The organism is Variovorax paradoxus (genome assembly GCF_040544635.1).
Taxonomy (GTDB): Bacteria; Pseudomonadota; Gammaproteobacteria; order Burkholderiales; family Burkholderiaceae_C; genus Variovorax; species Variovorax paradoxus_R.
Genome location: NZ_JBEPKJ010000001.1, coordinates 581,995 through 601,244, shown reverse-complemented (window position 1 = coordinate 601,244; position 19,250 = coordinate 581,995). Strand labels below are relative to the sequence as shown.

The window sequence follows — 19,250 nt, the reverse complement described above, 5'->3', positions numbered from 1 at the left end:
CCACAGGAAGGCGGTAGCGATATTGATTACAACCCCCGTCTCGGCGCTTTTTGCAGCAGTTCCGCAAGCTGCGCCTTCCACCACGTCGCCTGGCCCGTGGTTCCGTGCCCGGTGGTTCGGTCGCTGGCCGGAATCAGGTAGTAGCGGCCATTTTTCACGCGCTTCATTTCACGTTCCATGATCCCGGTCTCAGGAGGATTGCGCTCGTCGTCGGCGGCGTTGATGGCGAGCACGGCAGCCTGAATGCGTTCCAGCCCGGGGGATGGGTTGTAGTCGGCGGACGCTTCCCATTGGTAAAGGATGTCGTTTGCATCCGCAGTGAAGGGCGCACCCAGGCGCGTCTCCAGCAGCTTGTCCGCCTGGGCTCGCGTCGGCGCGGCCTTGTACATCGCCAGGTTGCCGCCGTTGGTGGCGGTGGCGAAGAACACGGAGGCAAACTGCGCGCTGCGAGGCTGAGTGGTGTAGTTGCCGTTGTTCCACTCCGGATCCCTGCGGATGGACTCCGTCAGCAGCCGGCGCGTCATCCAGTTGCGGCTGGACATTTCGGTAGGCTGGCACGCCATCGGCACCAACGCGTCCATCGCACCAGGGTACTTCGCGCCCCACATCCAGGCGTGCATGCCCCCCATGGAATTGCCGATGATCGCTCGGAGGTGCTTGACGCCAAGGTGCTCGGTGACGAGCCGGTACTGTGCGTCCACCATGTCGTCGTAGTTGTAGCGGGGAAAGCTGGCGCGCAGGCCATCTGACGGGCGGGCCGACTTGCCCGTTCCCAAACCGTCGGGAATGATGATGTAGTAGCGGGTGGCATCCAGCGGCTGGCCCACGCCGAACAGCTCGCCGGCAAATGCGGGTGTCAGCATGCTTGCTGCCGAGCCGGTGGTTCCATGCAGGATCAGCACCGGCTCGCCGCTGGGCGCGCCAATGGTGACGTAGTTCAGGCGCAGTTCCGGCATGACTTGGCCGGTGTGAAAGCGAAAGTCCTTGGCGATCCAGCTGCCCTCCTTGGGCGCCGGGTAATCGGCGGCCCGGCTCGTCAACGCGAGCATCGCCAGGCAGGAGTACAAGGCGGCTCGCAAGGCGAACCGGTTGAAGTGTGGAACAGTGGGCATGCCGGTCGTCTCCTGTGGTTTGAGCACAATTTACCGCGAAAGCCACATCTGCCGCACCACGAAGGGCGTCGGTCCTCGCCGCCGGCCGGCCGGATTCAGCCGACCGTGTATGGCGTTTCGGGCACCTGCATGTGGAAGCTGGCATTGAGCATGTTCCACGAGCGTATGGCGCAGACCGCGAACGTGAGGTCCGCGATCTGCGCATCACTGAAATGCCGCTTCACTGCATCGAAGTCCGCGTCGCTGGGCGTGCGCTGCGGCACCGCATTGACGGCCTCCGCCCAGTTGAACGCGGCGCGCTCGGCTTCGCTGAAGAAGCGTGCCGCCTCACGCCAACCGGCGACAGCGTTGACATGGCGGGGATCCATGCCCTGCTTGACCAGGTCGGCCCAATGCATGTCGATGCAGAAGGCACAGCCGTTGATCTGGCTGATGCGCAAGTTCACCAATTCACGCAGGCGCTTGTCCAGCGTGCTGCCGGCGGCGTGGGAAAACTGGGCGCCGGCGCGCGCTGCGGCGGGCGCGAGGGCGTGGTAGTCGAGTCGGGCTGAGGACATTGTGAGCTCCTTGTAGCTTGAGGGTTGGGGGAAACACCTCTTAGACGCGCAGGCACATCGTTTTGTGACAGGCGGCGGCAATCTTGACGCAGGTCAAGAGTTTTTCCTGCGATCGCCCGGACATTGCCCCTTCGGATCGATCGCACGCGAGTGCGGCGATTCGATGGCTTTCCACAACTACAGACTCCACAAAGAGACAAAGGAAAGGTTCTTCTCATGATCCCTCAGCCCAGGGATGGCACGCCTTCGCGCGCAGCCATCGCCACCACCCCCCACGCGGCCGCCACGGCCACTACTACCACCACCACAACCGCCCCGAGCAGTTCGTTGCGCTGGGTGCAGCTCGCACTGGGCATCGTCTGCATGGCGATGATCGCCAACGTCCAATACGGCTGGACCCTGTTCGTCGCCCCGATGGAAGCCAAGCATCACTGGGGCTTGGGCGCGATCCAGATTGCCTTCTCGATCTTTGTCGTGGTGGAGACCTGGCTGGTGCCCGTCGAAGGCTGGCTTGTCGATCGCTTCGGCCCCCGCCCAGTGGTGGCCTCCGGCGCGGTGCTCGCCGCACTGGGCTGGATTCTCAATGCCTATGCCGACGGGCTGCCCATGCTCTATACGGCCGCCGTGATCTCCGGCGTTGGCGCCGGTTGCGTTTACGGCACCTGCGTAGGCAACGCGTTGAAGTGGTTCCCTGACAAGCGCGGTCTGGCCGCGGGCCTCACGGCGGCCGGGTTCGGTGCCGGCGCGGCGCTCACCGTGATCCCGATTGCGAACATGATCCAGAGCACGGGCTACGAACACACCTTCGTGTACTTCGGCATCCTGCAGGGAGGCTGCATCCTCGTGCTCGCGATGTTCATGGCGAAGCCCTTTGCGCCCAAGGGCGTGGCCGCGCAAACCCGCCTGGTCATGACCAAGGTCGACTACACGCCCGCGCAGATGATGAAGACGCCTGTCTTCTGGCTCACCTATCTGCTGTTCGTGCTGGTGGCCGCCGGCGGACTCATGGCGACGGCAGAGATCGGCCCGATCGCGAAGGACTTTCACATCGACAAGTTGCCGATGCACTTCCTCGGCATGTCGATGCCGCTGCTGACCATGACGCTTGCCATCGACAACCTGGCGAACGGCTTCACCCGGCCGCTGTGCGGCTTCGTCTCGGACAGGATCGGTCGAGAGAACACGATGCTGCTGGTCTTCGTCGGCGAAGGGTTGGCGCTGCTCGGCTTGAAGCTGTACGGCCATCAACCTGCGGCCTTCATGACCTTCGCGGCGCTCGTGTTCCTGTTCTGGGGCGAGATCTACTCGATCTTTCCGGCGCTGGTGGCCGATACCTTCGGGGGCAAGAATGCCGCCAGCAACGCCGGCACCATGTACACGGCCAAGGGCACCGCGTCGCTGTTCGTGCCGCTCGGTTCGGTACTCGCCGCGGGCGGCAATTGGGACCGCGTATTCCTGGTGGCTGCCGTGGTGTCGATCGGCGCTGGCATTGCCGCCAAGCTGCTCCTCGCACCGATGCGCCGGAGGACGATCGAGGCGGGGAATGAGAACATGATGGGACGAATGCCTGACACCAATCGGCCAAGTGCGGTGGAGAAATAGAACCGAAACTTCGTTGCTTTGAATGAGTGCTGTCGGCAGCGGAAGCGGACGGTCAGACCTGTGGCAGGATTCAAAGATGCCGCCTCGCATCATCAAAGAATTGAACCAGGAGCTTCACGATGTCGCTTGTTCTTGACGGTGGCTGCCTCTGCGGAGCGGTCAGGTTCCACGTCAAACAGGCGCCGCTTAGAACCCTTGTTTGTCACTGCACTTTCTGTCAGCGGATGACGGGCTCCTCGTTCTATGCCAACTCCGTGTTCCCCATTGAGGCAGTCGAGTTCAACGATGGGGAGGTACGCAAGTACAAGCACACATCGGATGCAAGCGGGAGAAGCGTCTACGTTGAATTCTGCCCAACTTGCGGAACGACCATCGGCCTTACCTTTGAGCGCTGGCCCAATCTCCGCGCAGTCTCGCGGGGTTGCTACGACAACCCCAATGCAGTGGAGGTAGCAGCGAACATCTGGACCCGCTCGGCGCAGTCGGGAGTCGCCCTGCCTGCCGAGATTGACTGCTTTGCGAAGGCAAGGCTGACCCCTGAAGGGCAGCCGGAGCATCCTGCCAGGTACCCAGCACCAGTCATGGCCCGGTAGCAACTCAACGATGCTCAACGTCTCGACGATCTGCCGGCCGTAGCATCTGACTACAGCCGACCAGGACCGGTCATCCGAACGAGCCCTTCACTTTGCACACCGCGATGCCACGGAAGAACAACATCATCGTGTCGCTTGACTTCGACTCGGCCGGTGAAGCACTGGAGTTGGTGGAGGAGCTCGGACCGCCGGCACAGTTCTACAAGGTCGGCCTTCAACTGCTGACTGCGGTGGGCCCGGCCGTGGTCCGAACGCTGATTGCAGGCGGCAAGGAAGTCTTTCTAGACTTGAAGCTCCACGAAATACCCACGTCAGTGGCCGGTGCGGTGGCGGCGGCCGGTGCTTTGGGGGCGTCGATGGTCACCGTTCATGCATCTGGGGGCTCTGCTGTGCTGCAGGCCGCGGTGGAAGCTGCTCGCCCATACCCCCAATTGAAAGTCCTGGCACTGACGGTCATCACGAGTTTGCGAGACGAGGACCTCACGGAACTGGGCTTGAACGCTACGGTCCGAGAGCAAGTCGTTCGACTCGCCAAGCTGGCGGCCGCGGCCGGCTGCCACGGCGTGGTCGCTTCAGCCCAAGAGGCGCTGCTGCTCCGCGGCCTTCTCCCGGCGGAAATGCTCATCGTTACCCCGGGCACGCAACTGCGAACCGATGCAAAGAATGACCAAGCACGAATGGCTACGCCTTTCGACGCAGTACGTTGGGGCGCGAGCCACATCGTCGTCGGACGTTCCATCTCTCGCTCGGTGAGTCCGTCTCAGACGTTCGCGGTCATCCAGGCGCAGGTGGATGAAGCCGCCTCCTCGTGACCGCTGCAGCAGCGAGGCATGACTCTTCCGGGCTCTCAAGCTCTGCCGGTCGCAACCGGCACAGTCGGCCACAACCGGACCTTCCGGCACATCGCCGCCTGTTGAATACCATCAGGCCATGGCGATATCCGCGTTTGCTGTCAAAGTGCCCTCGGCCGAGCCGCTCGTCGGTGATCTTCGGAAGCGCTTCGACGCGACGACGAAGCTGGGCGTGCCAGCGCATATCACTGTGCTTGTGCCGTTCATGGACCCTCAGCACATTACGCCTGCCGTACTGGACCGAGCGCAACACGCATTGAATCGAGTCGCCGCTTTCTCCTTTTCGCTGGACAGGGTGGCGCGCTTTCCCGCGACCGCGTATCTCGCGCCGGAACCTCCCGAGCCGTTCATCGCCATGACCAAGGCGCTCGTGGACGTCTTTTCAGATTTTCGGCCGTACGGAGGAGAGCACGAAGGAGTGGTTCCGCACCTTACTGTTGCGCATGGGAATCCATCCGAGGCCGATGCAGCCGCTGCTGAGTTGCAAGGGCGATTAGATGCATCTGGAGGGATCAAGGCGGATTGCGCCTCCGTTGTGCTGATCGAAAACTCAACAGGCCGCTGGGAAGAGATGCATGTCTTCCACCTGGCGGCAGCCGATGCATAAGTCGTTCTTTTCGGTGGAGACGATAGGACAGAATGCGGCCAGGAGCGGAGCTTCGAAGCAAGGCAGAATTCTCCGTCGAGCCGGCATTCAAACTGCGCCACCGGGGATTTGATTTGACGCGCGTTTACCCTTTCCCTCTGCCACCCGGGGCGCTACTCGCCGCGTACGCGAAAAACGGCGCATACACGGACTGCTACGCAGCCGATTCAGCCACTTCAGTTTCACAGGCGCGGTTCGTCGAGGCGTTCTACACCAGCGGCGTATTCAAGTTAGAGCGAGCGCTGATTGGGATTTTCCTTTCCAGGGCCTCCACGGATGCGCAGGCTCGCCAGCTTGCGCGAGGTGAGATTGGAGAGTTCGCCGCATGGCGGATCGAGGAACAGACGACGACCCAGTTGCTCATGTGCGATCTCGCCGGTCAGACGCGGTCGTGGCTTATGGTCGAGCCTACCGCGGCAGGTACCAAGCTCTTCTTCGGCTCCGCCGTAGTCCCTTCGGTCGACCGAACCACCGGCGAGCGGCGAATGAGCTTCCCGTTCAAGGCTCTGCTCGGATTCCACAGGGTTTATTCGCGCGTGCTATTGAGCTCGGCCTGCTCCCGGTTGGCAGGCGCTGGTGGAGCCCAGTAGTGACTCAGCCATCGCGGCGGTATTCAGAAGCAGAAACTGCGGCTTCCAAAGTCATTCACCCGGACCGGACCGAAGATTCACTTGACCCGGCCCCAGTGGCCGCCTTTACAAAGACAGGACTTCGTTCAACCATGAGGTGATTCTTGAACTCGTCCGTTCGCTTCCTGAGTCCTGCACAAGCCGCTGCCCGGCTTGGCGTCTCTGCCAAGGCCCTGCGCCTGTACGAGCAGCGCGGCCTTGTCGCCCCAGCGCGTAACGCGGCCGGATGGCGGTCCTATGGCCCAGGGGAAATGCAGCGCGTCACTGAGATCGTTGCCCTGCGCGCGCTCGGCCTCAGCCTTGCGCAAGTGGCGCGGGTGTTGAAGGGCGAGGCTGAGGATTTGGAGCCCATCCTGGCCGCCCATCAATCTGTGCTTGAAGCTAACGTTCGTCAACTCGCAGGCACCATCGAGAGAGTGCGAGGCCTGCGGGCCAATCTCGAACGAGGTCAGAAACCAACGGTCGAAGAGCTGACGCGCTTGCGGGATTCGGCCACTGAGCTCGGCATTGAATTTGAACTTCCGTGGCCCTGGGGTGGCGAGCTATTCAAGCTGCGCGAGATGCGGCCACTGAACTACATCGTCGGCCCTTTAGGCAGCGGCAAGACCCGGCTGGCCCTGCGGCTGGCCGAGGTTCTGCCGGCTGCGGCCTTCCTGGGTCTCGAGCGGCGAGTTGGAGACGACGGCGCCGCGGCGCGGCTCGACGCTGACCCGGCCCTCAGATCGCGGGTCGATCAGACGCTAGCCTGGCTCGTCGAGGACGGCGCTACCGTGTCCGACGCCTTGGTCGCTTTGGTTGCCGGATTGAAAGCCGAAAGCCCGGCCATCCTGATCGTCGACATGGTGGAGCAAGGGCTGGATTCAGCGACACAGCAGGCCATGGTCGCTCATCTGCGTCGCCGCATGACCGATAGACGCCCGCTCTTCCTGATCACGCGCTCCTGTGCGTTCCTGGACTTGGCAGCCGTAGGGGCTCACGAGGCCATCATCCTCTGCCCTGCCAATCACAGCCCGCCGACTTGGGTCGCGCCATACCCGGGTGCTCCCGGTTACGAGGCAGTCGCCACTTGTCTGGCTGCGCCCGAAATACGGGCTCGGACGGAGGGCATCGTCGCTTGGCGTCCTGTGCGTCGTGAAGGTCTCAAAAGCGCGCCCGTACCGTGAGAGGCTACAGCCAGGAGCGAACATTCGCCTGCCGGCACAATGCAGCGAGAAACGGCGTTTGGAACAAATCAGACATGAGCACTCATTTGCATACTGATGCAGAGGAAGAGTTAAAAGCTCTTCCGGCCTCACCTCTGAAAGACGAAGCGCTTGCTGTGCTCAAGGACATCCGCGAGTCCAAGGAGCGCGTAAATGCGTCCATTGAGAGGTCGGAAGGGACCCGGTCTCCTTCACAACGCGAGCAATGGTTCTCTCGGATGCTTCCCTGGCTCGCTCGCCTACTGGCAATCGCGGCCTTAGCCATTGGAGTCGAGGCGATTTGGACATCGGAGTATTGCTCGTGGGGACGAACTTCGGTGCGTTGTACCCATGGCTTGAAAGCGCAATTCGAAGGCGGCGCCACAGTCGCCATCGGATTTCTCCTTGCCACGATTCCGGTGCAGCCTTCCCTCTGGAAGCGGCTGGCCGCAGCTTTCCTCGGCGTTCTCACCTATGGTCTCGTGATTGCGTCGCTTCTCAGCTAGGTCGCATCGCATCTCATTCGAAAACTGCTTCTGGCGCGTCCGGTAGCGTCATCGCCCCGATGCCGCCCGCACGCGTGCCACCTGCGCCTGCAGGTCGGTCCATGCCGGCTCTTGCGGTGCGAAGCGCGCGCGCATGTAGCCGGCGAGCTCGGCGATCTGCCGGTCGTCGAGCGCATCGCGGAACGCGGGCATGAAGCCGATGTCGCGGCTCGCGGGCGCGCGCACGCCGTCGAGGATGGTGCGCAGCAGGTTGTCGGGTCGCGCGCTCGCGAGGTTGCTGTTGAGTGCAAGCGGCGTGTTCACGCCGAGCAGCGTGGGGCCGTCGCCATCGTGATGGCACGATGCACATGCGCTGTCGAACATGCGCTGCGCGGGGCCGAGCAACTGGCCCTGCGTGCGCGCGGCGGTGTCGACAACCTGTTGCGCCACGGCCTGTGGCTCGGCCATCGGCGCCGGGTTGAATGACGCGAGGTACGTAGCCATCGCGCGCACGTCGGCGTCGGGCACTTGTGCAAGTTCACGCACCACCTCCGCCATGGGGCCGCCCGCCATGCCATGGCGCTGCGTGTGGCCCTGTCGCAGGTATCGGTACAGCTCGTCGGCGTCCCATGGCACGGCCGACTTCGACAGGCCGGTGAGCGCGGGGGCTTCCCAGCCGTCGATCATTGCGCCCGAAAGAAATGCGCTGCCGCCCTGCTCCGCACCGAGCGCGTTGCGCGGCGTGTGGCATGCGCCGCAATGGCCCAGGCCGTTGACCAGGTAGGCGCCGCGGTTCCATTCGGCGCTTTGCGCGGCCACCGGCTGCAGCGGTGCCGGGTCGTGGAAGAGTGCGTTCCAGCCGGCCATCAACGGCCGCATGCTGAACGGAAACTTCAGTTCGGCCTTCAGCGTTTCGGCGCGCACTGCGGGCATGGACATGAAGTACGCATAGAGCGCCTGCAGGTCATCGTCGCTCGTCTTGGCGAATGCCGTGTACGGAAACGCCGGGTACAGGTGATGACCGTCGCGCGAGACGCCTTCGCGCATCGCGCGCTGAAAAGCGCTGAACGACCAGCGGCCCAGGCCCGTGTCGGCATCGGGCGTGAGGTTGGTGGTGTAGAGCGTACCGAACGGCGTTTCCATCGCGCGGCCACCCGCACTGGGCGCGCCGCCCGGTGCGGTGTGGCACACGGCGCAGTCGCCGAGCGCGGCGAGCACACGGCCGCGTTCGATGGTGGCTTCGCTGTAGACCGGTGCAGTGAGCGAAACCGGCGCGATGGCGGAGCGCCAGCCGAGCAGGCCGGCGATGAGGCCGATGCCGCCGATGAAGAGGGCGGCGCCGGTGGCCCAGAGGCCTTTGCGTTGGGGCCAGGCTGCATCCGTCTTGCGCCTTCCCCTTCCGGGGGAAGGTTGGGATGGGGGCACGGCAGCGTCACCACTCAAGCGCCGCTCGCCCCCACCCCCGCCCTCCCCCAGAGGGGGAGGGAGAAACTCCCGATTCAACGCAGCCAGCACCTTCTCCGGCGTGAACGGCGGCTCGCGAAACCGCACCCCCGTCGCGTCGAAAATCGCATTCGCAATGGCCGCAGTCCCCGGCACCGAAGACGATTCGCCCGCCCCCAGGGAAGGCTCGCCGGGCCGCGGCATGTGCATGATCTCGATCACCGGCACTTCGCGGAAGTTGATGATCGGGTAGCTGCCCCACTCGCGGCTTGCGACCACGCCCGAAGGCAGTACGCCGGGCAACTGCGCGCCACCATTCCAACCCGTGCCTTGCTGTTGCTGCGGCGCGAATTGCACTTCTTCCTTCAACGCGCGGCTGGTCGTCTGGATCACGTTGCCGTGCACCTGGTGCTCGACCCCCGCGGGGTTGATCATCAGCCCCGCGTCGTGCCCCACCACCACGCGGCGCACATGTACTTCACCGGTCTTGCGGTTGACCTCGACGTCGGCCACCCATGCGGCCCAGGCGGCGCCGAAGCCCGGCCACTTGCTGTGGATGTAGCGCGCGTACGCAAAGCCCTGGCCGAAGAGGATGTCGCCGCCCTCGCCCAGCCCGTCGTTGGAGTTCTCCTGCGGGCCGGTGCGCATACGCCAGCCGGCTTTTTGCGCTGTGGCCTGCACGAGCTCGACGGCGCGCGGATCGTGCAGGTGGCGCAAGCGGAACTGCACCGGATCGACGCCCGCCGCGCTCGCCAACTCGTCGATGTAAGACTCGTGCGCGAAGGAGCTCGGCAGCGCCGACACGCCGCGCAGCCACGAGGCGCGCACGATCGGCGCCATGTCGTTGACCTTCACGCGCAGGTTGTCGTAGCTGTAAGGCGGACGCGCCGTGCGGTCGCCCATCTCGAAGGCCTGAGCCGCCGGTTCGATGGTGCGCGTGAGCAGCAGCGCGAGCGTGGGCGCGCCGTTGGACGGGTACGAGGTTTCGAAGTCGTAGGCCGCAATGCGGCCATCGGCCATGAGGCCGCCATCCACTTCCATGAGTTGCGCGGCGCCCTTGGGCTCCCAGGCGTGCTCCTGCTCGCGCGTGAGTTGCACGCGCACCGGCGCGCCCACGGCGCGCGCGAGCAGTGCCGCATCGGCGGCCACGTCATCGGCGCCGTTGCGGCCGTAGCAGCCCGCGGCTTCCATGCGGATGACGTCGATTTGCACGTCGTCCACCTCCATGAGCCTGGCGAGATCGGCGCGCAGCACATGCGGGTTTTGCGAACCGGCCCAGCAACGAAGCCGCACGCCACTGTCATCCTGCGGCAGCCATTCGGCCAGCGCGCATGAAGGGCCGATGGACGCGTGCATCTGGTAGGGCCACACATAGGTGCGATGCATCGGCTGGGCGGCCGCGGCAAGCGCGCCATCGACATCGCCTTCATCGACCAGCAGGCGCTGCGTCGACGGGTTGTCGCGCAAGGCCTGCGCCAGGTCGGAGAGGTCCGGCATGCCGGGCCAGGGCTTCCACGTGACGCGCATTTCGCGCAGCGCCTGCTCCGCGTGCTCTTCGCGCTCGGCCACGATGCCGACGAAGTCGCGGATCACGACCACCGCGCGAATGCCCGGAATGTGCGCAATGGACGACTCGTCCACCGACTCGAGCGTGTTGCCGATGAACTCGCCGTGGTCTGCGCCGGCGTACGGCGGGCGCACCACGCGGCCGTGCAGCATGCCCGGCACGCGCATGTCGTGCACGAACACGCTCTCGCCCGCGAGCTTGGCGGGAATGTCCACGCGCGGCTGGCGTGTGCCGACGATGCGGTAGTCGGCGGGGTTCTTGGGTTGCGCGCCGGGGTCGAGCCGCAGCACGGTGCGCTGCCCCGCCACCAGCTCGGCGTAGTTCAGGTGGCGGTCCGGCGCCTCGGCCACGCGTACCACGCCGTTGCGCACCTGCAGTGCGTCCGTGGCAACCCCGAGCCGCTCGGCCGCGCGCGCCAGCAGCCATGCGCGCGCCTGCGCGGCGGCCAGGCGCAGCGGCTGCGAGTGGATCTGGATCGAGGCGCTTGCAATCGTCGCGCCCTGGTTGGGCGTGCGCGCGGTGTCGCCGAGCATCATGCGCACGCAGGGCATGCCAAGGTCGAGCTCCTCGGCCACGATCTGCGCGAGCGCGGTCTGGATGCCGGTGCCGAGATCGACGTGGCCGTTGAGTGCCGACGCGCTGCCGTCGTCCCACACGGCGAGCAGGATTTCATCGCCTTCGATGGGGTTGCCGGCTACGGCTGTGGGCTGGCCCTTGGCGGGTGGAGGGGCTGGTGGTGTTTCGCGCACCACCAGCAGCACGCCGTCGGCAGCGAGAAACTCTGCGCGCGTCAGCGGCAGATCGGCGCGCCGTGTCATGGTCTTTGCTCCCTCTCCCTCTGGGAGAGGGGATAAGACGGGCGGCTCACCGGTTTGCCTCCGCGCGCATGCGCACGGCAGCCCGCTGCACCGCGTCCAGAATTTCAATATGCGTTCCGCAGCGGCACAGGTTGCCCGACAGCTCGCTGCGGATGCGCGCCTCGCTCGCATGCGGATCACGCGCGAGCAGCGCCGCGGCCTGCATCACCATGCCGTTCAGGCAATAACCGCACTGCGCGGCCTGTGCGTCTTCGAAGGCCGCCTGCACTGGATGCCAGCGGCCACGCGTGCCGAGGCCCTCGAGCGTGGTGATGGCGCGGCCCGTCACCCCATGCGCGGGAATCACGCAAGCACGTGCCGCCACGCCGTCGACATGCACCGTGCAGGCGCCGCATTGGCCCAGGCCGCAGCCGTACTTGGGCCCGTTCAGGCTCAGGTCGTTGCGCAGCAAGTGCAGCAGCGTGGCCTCGCGCGGCACGCCCGGAAACGAACAGGCTTGCCCGTTGACCTGCAGCTGCAGCAGCTCAACGCCGCAACTGGCCGTCACGGGTGTACATCTCCAGGTCCACGAACGTCGAGCCGTTGTGGTTCTTCGCGCTGTACTCGACCGGGAAATCGCCGAAGCGCGTGTTGCCGATGCTCTCCAGGCCCGCGATGAAGCTGTCGCGCGTGAGTGTCTTGCCCCCGCGGCGCAGGCCTTCGACCATCACGCGCGAAGCAATGTAGCCCTCGAGCGTCGTGTAGCCGTCGATCTTCTCACCGAACTCGGCGCGGTCGCGCTGGTAGTCGGCCACGATGGGCACGCGCAGCGCCTCGGGCGGCGGCACGATGCTGGCCGTGACCAGCCCCGCGAGCTTGCCCTCGAGCCGCTTGGCGGAACCCGGTGCATCGGTAATGCCGACCGACAGCGTGTAGAGCGGCGCCGCCCCGCCGTTCGCACGGTAGTCGCGTATGAAGACCTCGACCATGCGCCCCGCCATGATCATCACGACCGCGCCGGGCTTGACCTCCGCCAGGCTGGCGACCACCTGCTTGGCGTCTTCGGCGGTAATGGCCAGCGGCAACGCCTTCACGACTTGCACCTTGTAGTCGGCGGCGAGCTGCTCGCAGGTGGCAAGGTTCGACTTGCCGAAGGCGCTGTCCTGGTAGACCACCGCGATCGACGAGAGGCTGATGGTCGAGAGATGGCTGATGATCTTGCGCAACTCCACGTCGTAGCCGGCGCGCACGTGGAACAGCAGGCGGTTGACCTTGGCACGGAACGAGCTGGTGCCCACCAGCGGTGCGAACATGGGCACGCCGGCCTTCTCGGCCAGCGGCATCGCGGCCACGAGGTTGCCGGTGGCCACGAAGCCCGCGAGCGCGAAGACCTTGTCCTCGTCGATCAGCTTGGCCGTGTTGACGGCCGTCTTCGCGGGATCGTAGGCATCGTCGTACGAGACGAGTTCGATCTTGCGGCCGTTGATGCCGCCGGACTTGTTGACGCGGTCAAAGTAAAGCTTGATGCCCGCGCGGTAATCCACGCCGAAGTCCTTGGCCGGGCCGCTGAATACGGCCGACTGGCCGATGCGGATGATGCTGTCGGTTACGCCGTTCTCCGCGCGTGCAGAACGGAGAAGTCCGGGGCCCATTGCCAGGGCTGCGCCGCCCGCCACGAGGGTGCGCCTCGAAATAGAAGTCTTCATGCGTATCGTCAGTCCGTTGTCGTTGTTGTCGTGCGAGGGAACGCGGTGGCGGTGTATGTGCTCAGGCGGTCTGGATGTCGCCTGACTGGATGCGCTTGACGCCCTTGGCGGTCATCTGCTTCCATGCCGCGGCGAGCGAGCCGTTGAGATCGATGGCGCGCGTGGCGTCTTCGATCACGTACACCTCGAAGCCGGCCTTGCGCGCATCGAGCGCAGTCCAGGCCACGCAGAAGTCGGTGGCAAGACCAACCACATAGACCGTCTTGATGCCGCGCTGCTTGAGATAGCCGCCCAGGCCGGTGGCGGTCTTGCGGTCGGCCTCTTCGAAGGCGGAATAGCTGTCGACGCCCTTGTTGAAGCCCTTGCGGATGATGACCTGCGCGGTGGGGAGTTTCAGGTCCTTGTGCAGCGCCGCATCGTCGGTGCCCTGCACGCAGTGGTCGGGCCAGAGCACCTGGTTGCCGTACGAGAGCTTGATGCTGCTGAACGGCTTCTGGCCGGCATGCGCACTCGCGAACGACGCATGGCCTTGCGTGTGCCAGTCTTGCGTGACCACGATGTTCTGGAACGAGTCGGCCAGCTTGTTGATCACCGGCACCACCTCGGCGCCGCCTTTGACGGGCAGCGTGCCGCCATCGACGAAACAGTTCTGCACGTCGATGACGATCAGCGCGGACTTGTCGTTCGGCTTGATCTTCGACGCCGCGAACAATGTTCCGGTCGCACCGAGCAAGCTCAATGCAGCCGTGGATTTGAGGAGTGATCTGCGGTGCGCGTCGTGCATGGTGTGTGCTCCGGTGGTTGAAGAAAAAAAGCGAAGCGCCCGTGGGCTGGCTAGACGCTCAGGTAGGCGCGGCGCACTTCCTCGTTGGCCGCGAGCTCTGCCATGGTGGCGTGATAGCGGATCTGGCCCTTCTCGAGCACATAGGCGCGGTCGGACACCAGCTCGGCGAAGTGCATGTTCTGTTCCGACAGCAGGATGCTCACGCCCTGCGCCTTGAGCTCCAGGATCATGTTGGCCATCTGCTCGACGATGACCGGCGCCACGCCCTCGGAGGGCTCGTCGAGCAGCACCAGGTACGGGTTGCCCATGAGCGTGCGCGCCACGGTCAGCATCTGCTGCTCGCCGCCGCTCATTCGCCCGCCCGGGCGGTTCGGCATTTCGCCCAGATTCGGAAAGAGCTTGAACAGCCGCTCGGGCGTCCACAGCGGCGCTTCGGTGCCGTCGGCCCAGCGGCGCGGCGGCTGCTTGCCGACCTCGAGGTTTTCCATCACCGTGAGGTCGGTGAACACGCGGCGGTCTTCAGGCACGAAGCCCAGACCGAGCTTCGCCGCGTGATGAGGCTCGCTCTTCGAGATGTCGTGGCCGAGAAAGCTGACGTTGCCCTTGCGCTTGGCGAGCATGCCGATCAGCGTCTTGAGCGTGGTCGACTTGCCGGCGCCATTGCGGCCCATGAGCGCGACGACCTCGCCGCGCCGCACTTCAAGATCGACGTCGTACAGGATCTGCGCGGCGCCGTACCAGGCGCACAGCGCGTTGGCCTTCAACAGTGTTTCATGCGTGCTCATGCTGTTGCTGCTCCCACGGCCGCGTTCACTTCGGCGGCTTTCTCTGCAATCTTCTCGAATGTCTTGCCGCTGCCGAAGTACACCTCCTGCACCTTCGGGTGGTCCCGGATCTCGAGCGGCTTGCCCTGCGCGATGAGGCGGCCGCGGGCCAGCACGATCATGCGGTCGGCGTACGCGAACACCACGTCCATGCTGTGCTCGGTGAAGAGCACCGCCAGGCCGCGCTGGACCACGAGTTCCTTGGTGAGCGCCATCAGCGAATTGCGCTCCTTCGGCGCCATGCCGGCGGTGGGTTCGTCCATCAGCAGCAGCTTCGGCGCGTTGGCCATCGCAATCGCGAGTTCGACACGCTTGACGTCGCCATACGCAAGCTCGCTGCAGGGCCGGTCGGCCTGCGCCTTCATGCCGACCTGGTCGAGCAGGGCCAGCGCCTCGTCGCGCTTGTGATCCGCCGCGCGGCGCCACATCGAGAACAGCTTGCCGTCGTGCGAGAGCATGGCCATCTGCACGTTCTCAACCACGGTGAGCGATGCAAAGGTTTCGGCGATCTGGAAAGTACGGCCCACGCCCAGGCGCCAGATGGCGCGCGGCTTCTGGCCCACGAGTTCATGGCCGTCGAACACGATCGAGCCCTGGTCGGCCTTGAGCTGGCCGTTCACCATGTTGAAAGTGGTCGACTTGCCGGCGCCGTTCGGGCCGATGAGGGCCAGCAGCTCGCCTGCCTTGAGCTCGAAGCTGATGCCGTCTACGGCTTTGACGCCGCCGAAGGACTTGCCTAGGTTGTCTACTTTGAGGAGGGTCATTTGGCTTTACTCCCTCTCCCTCTGGGAGAGGGTTGGGGTGAGGTCTAGCGGCTCTTGAACTGTGCCAAGACGTTGCTTCCCGAGGCCGGGTCTCGCCCCGGCGGGCGACCTACTTTTCTTTGCTTCGCCAAAGAAACGTAGGCAAAAGAAAGGCGACCCCACTGTCTGCGACCCCTGCGCTTCGCTACGAGGCAACCTGCGGTGCTCGCGTTTCGCGGGGGTCGGGATTGGCTGTTGGTCTTGGGGCCGAGCGAAGCGATGGCCTGTCGGCTCCCGCCCCTTCTGTATGTGCCGAGGAGCGCAGATGGAGGCGGGATCAGGGCCGCAGCTGTTTGAGCGAAGCGAGTTCTGCGGACCCCCGCCGGAGTCGAGCACCGCAGGTTGCCCGTAGCGCAGCGAAGGGACGCAGACAGTAGGGGTCGCCTTTCTTTGCTTACTTTCTTTGGCGAAGCAAAGAAAGTGAGTCGCCCGCCGGGGCGAGACCCGGCCTCGGGAAAAAACAAAACCCCTGCCAGACGAAAGACAACCAGCCCTCACGTCCGCTTCTCCTTCAAACCAACATCCACTTCCTGACGGCGACGCCCCCGCAACAAGCGTTCACTGAGCTGCTTCGCAAACCCCGCAATCCCCTGCGGAAACAACAACACCAGCAGCAAGATGATCGCCCCAAGCGTAGCCCGCCAGTAATCCGTATTGCGCGCCACCGTGTCATGCAGCCAGCTGAAAGTCACAGCCCCCACCACCGGCCCCGCCAGCGTCTGGATCCCCCCCAGCAGCACCATCACCAGCCCATCGACCGACTTGTCCACACTCAGGCTTTCAGGCGAGATGCTGCCCTTCGAAAAAGCATAGAGCGACCCGGCCAACCCGGCCGCCGCGCCCGCGACGACGAAAGCAGTCCATTGCATGCGCTTGACGTCGATGCCGATCGCATCGGCGCGCAGCACCGAATCGCGCCCCGCGCGCAACGCATAGCCGAACGGCGAGAACAGCACGCGGCGCAGCATCAAGATGCCGGCCGCCACGAGCACCAGCGTGAGCCAGTAGTAAGTGCGCTTGTCCGACAGCCACTCCGAAGGCCAGACACCGGTGAGCCCGTTGCTGCCGCCGGTGAACGAATCCCATTGGTAGACCACGGCCCAGGTGATCTGCGCGAAGGCCAGCGTGAGCATGGCAAGGTACACGCCCGAAAGCCGCACCGCGAACCAGCCGTAGACGAAAGCGCCGACGGCCGCGACCAGCGGCGCGACGATGAGCGCCAGCTCCATCGGCATGCCGCTCGCGCGTACCAGCAAAGCGGCGCCGTAGGCACCCAGGCCGAAGTAGGCCGCATGCCCGAACGAATGCATGCCGGCCGGGCCCATGATGAAGTGCAGGCTGGCCGCGAAGAGTGCCGCAATCAGCAGGTCGATCATCAGCACCGTGGTGTAGGGCGAATCGGCGGTCAGCAGCGGCATGGCCATGAGCACCACGCCGAGCGCGGCAACGAGCCACAGATAGCCCTTGCTCGCGCGCCGCAGCGGCTCTTCCTGCATGCCCACGTAGCGGCTGGGCGCCTGCGGCCGGCCGAGCAGGCCCCAGGGTCGCCACACCAGCACGATGGCCATCACGATGAAGTCGACCACCAGCGTGAGCTTGGAGAACGACACGCTGTAGCCGAAGATGTCGACCACGCCGAGCCAGATGCACACCGCCTTGATTTCGGAGAGCAGCAGCGCCGCCACGTACGCGCCGGGAATCGAGCCCATGCCGCCCACCACCACCACCACGAAAGCCGCGCCGATGGTGTTGAGGTCCATCGCCAGCGTGGCCGGCTCGCGCGGCAGCTGCAGCGCACCGCCGAGAGCCGCCAGGGTTGCGCCGAGCGCGAACACGGCCGTGAACAGCCAGGCCTGGTTCACGCCCAGCGCGCTGACCATCTCGCGGTCTTGCGTGGCGGCGCGCACCAGCGTGCCCCAGCGGGTGCGCGTGAGCAGCAGCCACATGAGGCCGAGCACGACCGGGCCGACGACGATCAGGAACAGGTCGTAGGTCGGAAACTGCCGGCCCAGGATTTCGACCGAGCCCGAGAGGCCCGGTGCACGCGGGCCGAGCAGTTCGTCCGGCCCCCAGAAATAGAGCACCGCGTCCTTGATGACGAGCACCAGTGCAAAAGTGGCCAGCAGCTGGAACAGCTCGGGCGACTTGTAGATGCGGCGCAGCAGCGCCATTTCGATCAGCGCGCCGATCACGCCCACCGCGAGCGCGGCGATCAGCACGGCCGGCCAGAAGCCGAGCGTGCCGAGCTTCTCGACCAGCGTGTAGGCGAGGTAGATGCCCACCATGAAGAAGGAGCCATGCGCAAAGTTGACGATGCGCGTGACGCCGAAGATCAACGAAAGGCCGGCCCCCACGAGGAACAGCGACGAAGCCGACGACAGCCCGGTGAGGAACTGAAGCAGCAGGGACGAGAGGCTCATGGGTGCAAGCGTTCCGGGGAGAAGAAAAGATCAGTCTGCGGCGCGGGACTTCTTCACGTCGGCGGCGCTCGGCTGGAACTTGGCGCCGTCGAAGTACGTGTAGTCGACCATCACGCCCTTGCCGTTGTCGTTCTTGGTCTTGCCGACGAAGGCGCCCATGGTCGACTGGTGGTCTTCGGCGCGATAGCTGATCTTGCCGAAGGGCGAGTCGACCTGCAGGCCCTTGAAGGCGGCAATGAGCTTGGGCGTCTCGGTGCTCTTTGCTTTTTCGATGCCGGCCGCCACCGACTTGATCATGGTGTAGCCAACCACCGAGCCCAGGCGCGGGTAGTCCTTGTACTTGCCGTGGTACGCGAGGAAGAAGGCCTTGTGCTCGGGCGTCTGGATGCCGTACCAGGGGTAGCCGGTCACGATCCAGCCGTTGGGCGTTTCGTCCTTGAGCGGGTCGAGGTACTCGGGCTCGCCGGTCAGCACGCTCACCACCGTGCGGTCCTTGAAGAGGCCGCGGGTGTTGCCTTCGCGCACGAACTTGGAAAGGTCGGCGCCAAACAGCACGTTGAAGACCGCATCGGGCTTGGCATCGGCCAGCGCCTGCACCACGGCACCCGCATCGACCTTGCCGAGCGGCGGCGCCTGTTCGGCGACGAACTCCACATCGGGCTGCGCGGCCTTCAGCAGCGTCTTGAACGCGGCCACGGCCGACTGGCCGTATTCGTAGTTGGGATACACGACGGCCCAGCGCTTCTTCTTGAGCTTGGCCGCTTCGGGCACCAGCATCGCGGCCTGCATGTAGGTGCCGGGGCGCAGGCGGAAGGTGTATTCGTTGCCGCCCTGCCAGGTCATCTTGTCGGTCAGCGGTTCGCCGGCCAGGAAGAAGATTTTCTTCTGCTTGGCGAAGTCGGCCACGGCCAGGCCGGTGTTCGACAGGAAGGTGCCGGTGAGCACGTCGATCTTCTCGCGCGCCACCAGCTCCTCGGCCACGCGCACCGCGTCGCCGGGGTTGGCGTTGTCGTCGCGCGTGATGAGCTCGACCTTGCGGCCGTTGACGCCGCCCTTGGCGTTGATTTCTTCCACGGCCAGCTCCATGCCCTTCTTGTAGGGCTCGAGGAAGGCGGGCTGGGCCTTGTAGCTGTTGACCTCGCCGATCTTGATCACGCCCTGGGCATGGGCAGGAACGAGGGCAGTGGCCAGCGTGACAACTGCTGCGGCGCTGAAGACGTGACGCAATGGGTTCATGGTGAAACTCCTGG

At 65.0% G+C, this 19,250-nt stretch carries 17 protein-coding genes; 6 read left to right on the top strand and 11 right to left on the bottom strand.

The annotated features are described in order from the left end of the window. Positions 1-26: 26 nt before the first annotated feature. Positions 27-1,112 carry an alpha/beta fold hydrolase gene (locus ABIC94_RS02940; RefSeq protein WP_354371192.1) on the bottom strand — a complete coding sequence of 362 codons (1,086 nt, stop codon included), beginning with the start codon at positions 1,110-1,112 and terminating at the stop codon, positions 27-29. 95 nt (positions 1,113-1,207) lie between these two features. After that, a complete protein-coding gene (locus tag ABIC94_RS02935; protein WP_354371190.1) occupies positions 1,208-1,669 on the bottom strand; it encodes a carboxymuconolactone decarboxylase family protein in 462 nt (153 codons plus the stop codon). Positions 1,670-1,885: 216 nt separating this feature from the next. Between ABIC94_RS02935 and oxlT the strand changes: the two genes are divergently transcribed. From oxlT to ABIC94_RS02915, 4 genes are all read left to right on the top strand, one after another. Beyond that, positions 1,886-3,271, top strand: coding sequence for an oxalate/formate MFS antiporter (gene oxlT, locus ABIC94_RS02930; protein WP_354371188.1), 1,386 nt, complete (start codon positions 1,886-1,888; stop codon positions 3,269-3,271). Between the two features lie 119 nt (positions 3,272-3,390). Further along, on the top strand, positions 3,391-3,864 hold the full coding sequence (locus ABIC94_RS02925; RefSeq protein WP_354371186.1) for a GFA family protein: 474 nt from the start codon (positions 3,391-3,393) through the stop codon (positions 3,862-3,864). A gap of 104 nt (positions 3,865-3,968) precedes the next feature. Continuing rightward, the gene (gene pyrF / locus ABIC94_RS02920) at positions 3,969-4,676 is read left to right on the top strand and encodes an orotidine-5'-phosphate decarboxylase (protein ID WP_354371185.1); all 708 of its coding nucleotides are present in this window, start codon (positions 3,969-3,971) and stop codon (positions 4,674-4,676) included. Between the two features lie 118 nt (positions 4,677-4,794). Next, entirely contained in the window at positions 4,795-5,322 is a 528-nt protein-coding gene (locus tag ABIC94_RS02915; protein ID WP_354371184.1) for a 2'-5' RNA ligase family protein, read from the top strand. Between the two features lie 269 nt (positions 5,323-5,591). Here ABIC94_RS02915 and ABIC94_RS02910 read toward each other — a convergent pair whose 3' ends face one another. Continuing rightward, entirely contained in the window at positions 5,592-5,882 is a 291-nt protein-coding gene (locus tag ABIC94_RS02910; RefSeq protein ID WP_354371183.1) for a hypothetical protein, read from the bottom strand. A gap of 212 nt (positions 5,883-6,094) precedes the next feature. Between ABIC94_RS02910 and ABIC94_RS02905 the strand changes: the two genes are divergently transcribed. Both ABIC94_RS02905 and ABIC94_RS02900 read left to right on the top strand, forming a co-directional pair. Continuing rightward, the gene (locus ABIC94_RS02905; protein ID WP_354371181.1) at positions 6,095-7,153 is read left to right on the top strand and encodes a MerR family transcriptional regulator; all 1,059 of its coding nucleotides are present in this window, start codon (positions 6,095-6,097) and stop codon (positions 7,151-7,153) included. Positions 7,154-7,227: 74 nt separating this feature from the next. Next, positions 7,228-7,677: a hypothetical protein gene (locus ABIC94_RS02900; protein ID WP_354371179.1), complete on the top strand. Its 450-nt coding sequence runs from the start codon at positions 7,228-7,230 to the stop codon at positions 7,675-7,677. A gap of 48 nt (positions 7,678-7,725) precedes the next feature. Here ABIC94_RS02900 and ABIC94_RS02895 read toward each other — a convergent pair whose 3' ends face one another. The 8 genes from ABIC94_RS02895 to ABIC94_RS02860 form a co-directional block, all read right to left on the bottom strand. Then, entirely contained in the window at positions 7,726-11,484 is a 3,759-nt protein-coding gene (locus ABIC94_RS02895; RefSeq protein WP_354371178.1) for a molybdopterin cofactor-binding domain-containing protein, read from the bottom strand. Positions 11,485-11,530: 46 nt separating this feature from the next. Then, a complete protein-coding gene (locus ABIC94_RS02890) occupies positions 11,531-12,031 on the bottom strand; it encodes a (2Fe-2S)-binding protein (protein WP_354371176.1) in 501 nt (166 codons plus the stop codon). After that, positions 12,009-13,169 (bottom strand): ABC transporter substrate-binding protein, encoded by a 1,161-nt coding sequence (locus ABIC94_RS02885; RefSeq protein WP_354371174.1) that lies wholly within the window; start codon positions 13,167-13,169, stop codon positions 12,009-12,011. The genes ABIC94_RS02890 and ABIC94_RS02885 overlap by 23 nt, the downstream gene beginning before the upstream one ends. Positions 13,170-13,230: 61 nt before the next feature. Further along, positions 13,231-13,953 carry a bifunctional nicotinamidase/pyrazinamidase gene (gene pncA, locus ABIC94_RS02880; RefSeq protein WP_354371173.1) on the bottom strand — a complete coding sequence of 241 codons (723 nt, stop codon included), beginning with the start codon at positions 13,951-13,953 and terminating at the stop codon, positions 13,231-13,233. A 50-nt stretch (positions 13,954-14,003) separates the two neighbouring features. Further along, a complete protein-coding gene (locus ABIC94_RS02875) occupies positions 14,004-14,738 on the bottom strand; it encodes an ABC transporter ATP-binding protein (RefSeq protein ID WP_354371171.1) in 735 nt (244 codons plus the stop codon). After that, on the bottom strand, positions 14,735-15,541 hold the full coding sequence (locus ABIC94_RS02870; protein ID WP_354371170.1) for an ABC transporter ATP-binding protein: 807 nt from the start codon (positions 15,539-15,541) through the stop codon (positions 14,735-14,737). The genes ABIC94_RS02875 and ABIC94_RS02870 overlap by 4 nt, the downstream gene beginning before the upstream one ends. Positions 15,542-16,074: 533 nt before the next feature. Then, positions 16,075-18,000, bottom strand: a complete 1,926-nt coding sequence (locus ABIC94_RS02865) for an ABC transporter permease (RefSeq protein ID WP_354371169.1) — start codon at positions 17,998-18,000, stop codon at positions 16,075-16,077. 30 nt (positions 18,001-18,030) lie between these two features. Continuing rightward, on the bottom strand, positions 18,031-19,236 hold the full coding sequence (locus ABIC94_RS02860; protein WP_354371168.1) for an ABC transporter substrate-binding protein: 1,206 nt from the start codon (positions 19,234-19,236) through the stop codon (positions 18,031-18,033). Between the last annotated feature and the right edge of the window lie 14 nt (positions 19,237-19,250).

Bases quoted from the DNA above. Each gene is read 5' to 3' on its own strand.
- ABIC94_RS02940 (WP_354371192.1), bottom strand. From the start codon at position 1,112: ATGCCCACTGTTCCACACTTCAACCGGTTCGCCTTGCGAGCCGCCTTG.
- ABIC94_RS02935 (WP_354371190.1), bottom strand. From the start codon at position 1,669: ATGTCCTCAGCCCGACTCGACTACCACGCCCTCGCGCCCGCCGCAGCG.
- oxlT (WP_354371188.1), top strand. From the start codon at position 1,886: ATGATCCCTCAGCCCAGGGATGGCACGCCTTCGCGCGCAGCCATCGCC.
- ABIC94_RS02925 (WP_354371186.1), top strand. From the start codon at position 3,391: ATGTCGCTTGTTCTTGACGGTGGCTGCCTCTGCGGAGCGGTCAGGTTC.
- pyrF (WP_354371185.1), top strand. From the start codon at position 3,969: ATGCCACGGAAGAACAACATCATCGTGTCGCTTGACTTCGACTCGGCC.
- ABIC94_RS02915 (WP_354371184.1), top strand. From the start codon at position 4,795: ATGGCGATATCCGCGTTTGCTGTCAAAGTGCCCTCGGCCGAGCCGCTC.
- ABIC94_RS02900 (WP_354371179.1), top strand. From the start codon at position 7,228: ATGAGCACTCATTTGCATACTGATGCAGAGGAAGAGTTAAAAGCTCTT.
- ABIC94_RS02895 (WP_354371178.1), bottom strand. From the start codon at position 11,484: ATGACACGGCGCGCCGATCTGCCGCTGACGCGCGCAGAGTTTCTCGCT.
- ABIC94_RS02885 (WP_354371174.1), bottom strand. From the start codon at position 13,169: ATGAAGACTTCTATTTCGAGGCGCACCCTCGTGGCGGGCGGCGCAGCC.
- pncA (WP_354371173.1), bottom strand. From the start codon at position 13,953: ATGCACGACGCGCACCGCAGATCACTCCTCAAATCCACGGCTGCATTG.
- ABIC94_RS02875 (WP_354371171.1), bottom strand. From the start codon at position 14,738: ATGAGCACGCATGAAACACTGTTGAAGGCCAACGCGCTGTGCGCCTGG.
- ABIC94_RS02870 (WP_354371170.1), bottom strand. From the start codon at position 15,541: ATGACCCTCCTCAAAGTAGACAACCTAGGCAAGTCCTTCGGCGGCGTC.
- ABIC94_RS02865 (WP_354371169.1), bottom strand. From the start codon at position 18,000: ATGAGCCTCTCGTCCCTGCTGCTTCAGTTCCTCACCGGGCTGTCGTCG.
- ABIC94_RS02860 (WP_354371168.1), bottom strand. From the start codon at position 19,236: ATGAACCCATTGCGTCACGTCTTCAGCGCCGCAGCAGTTGTCACGCTG.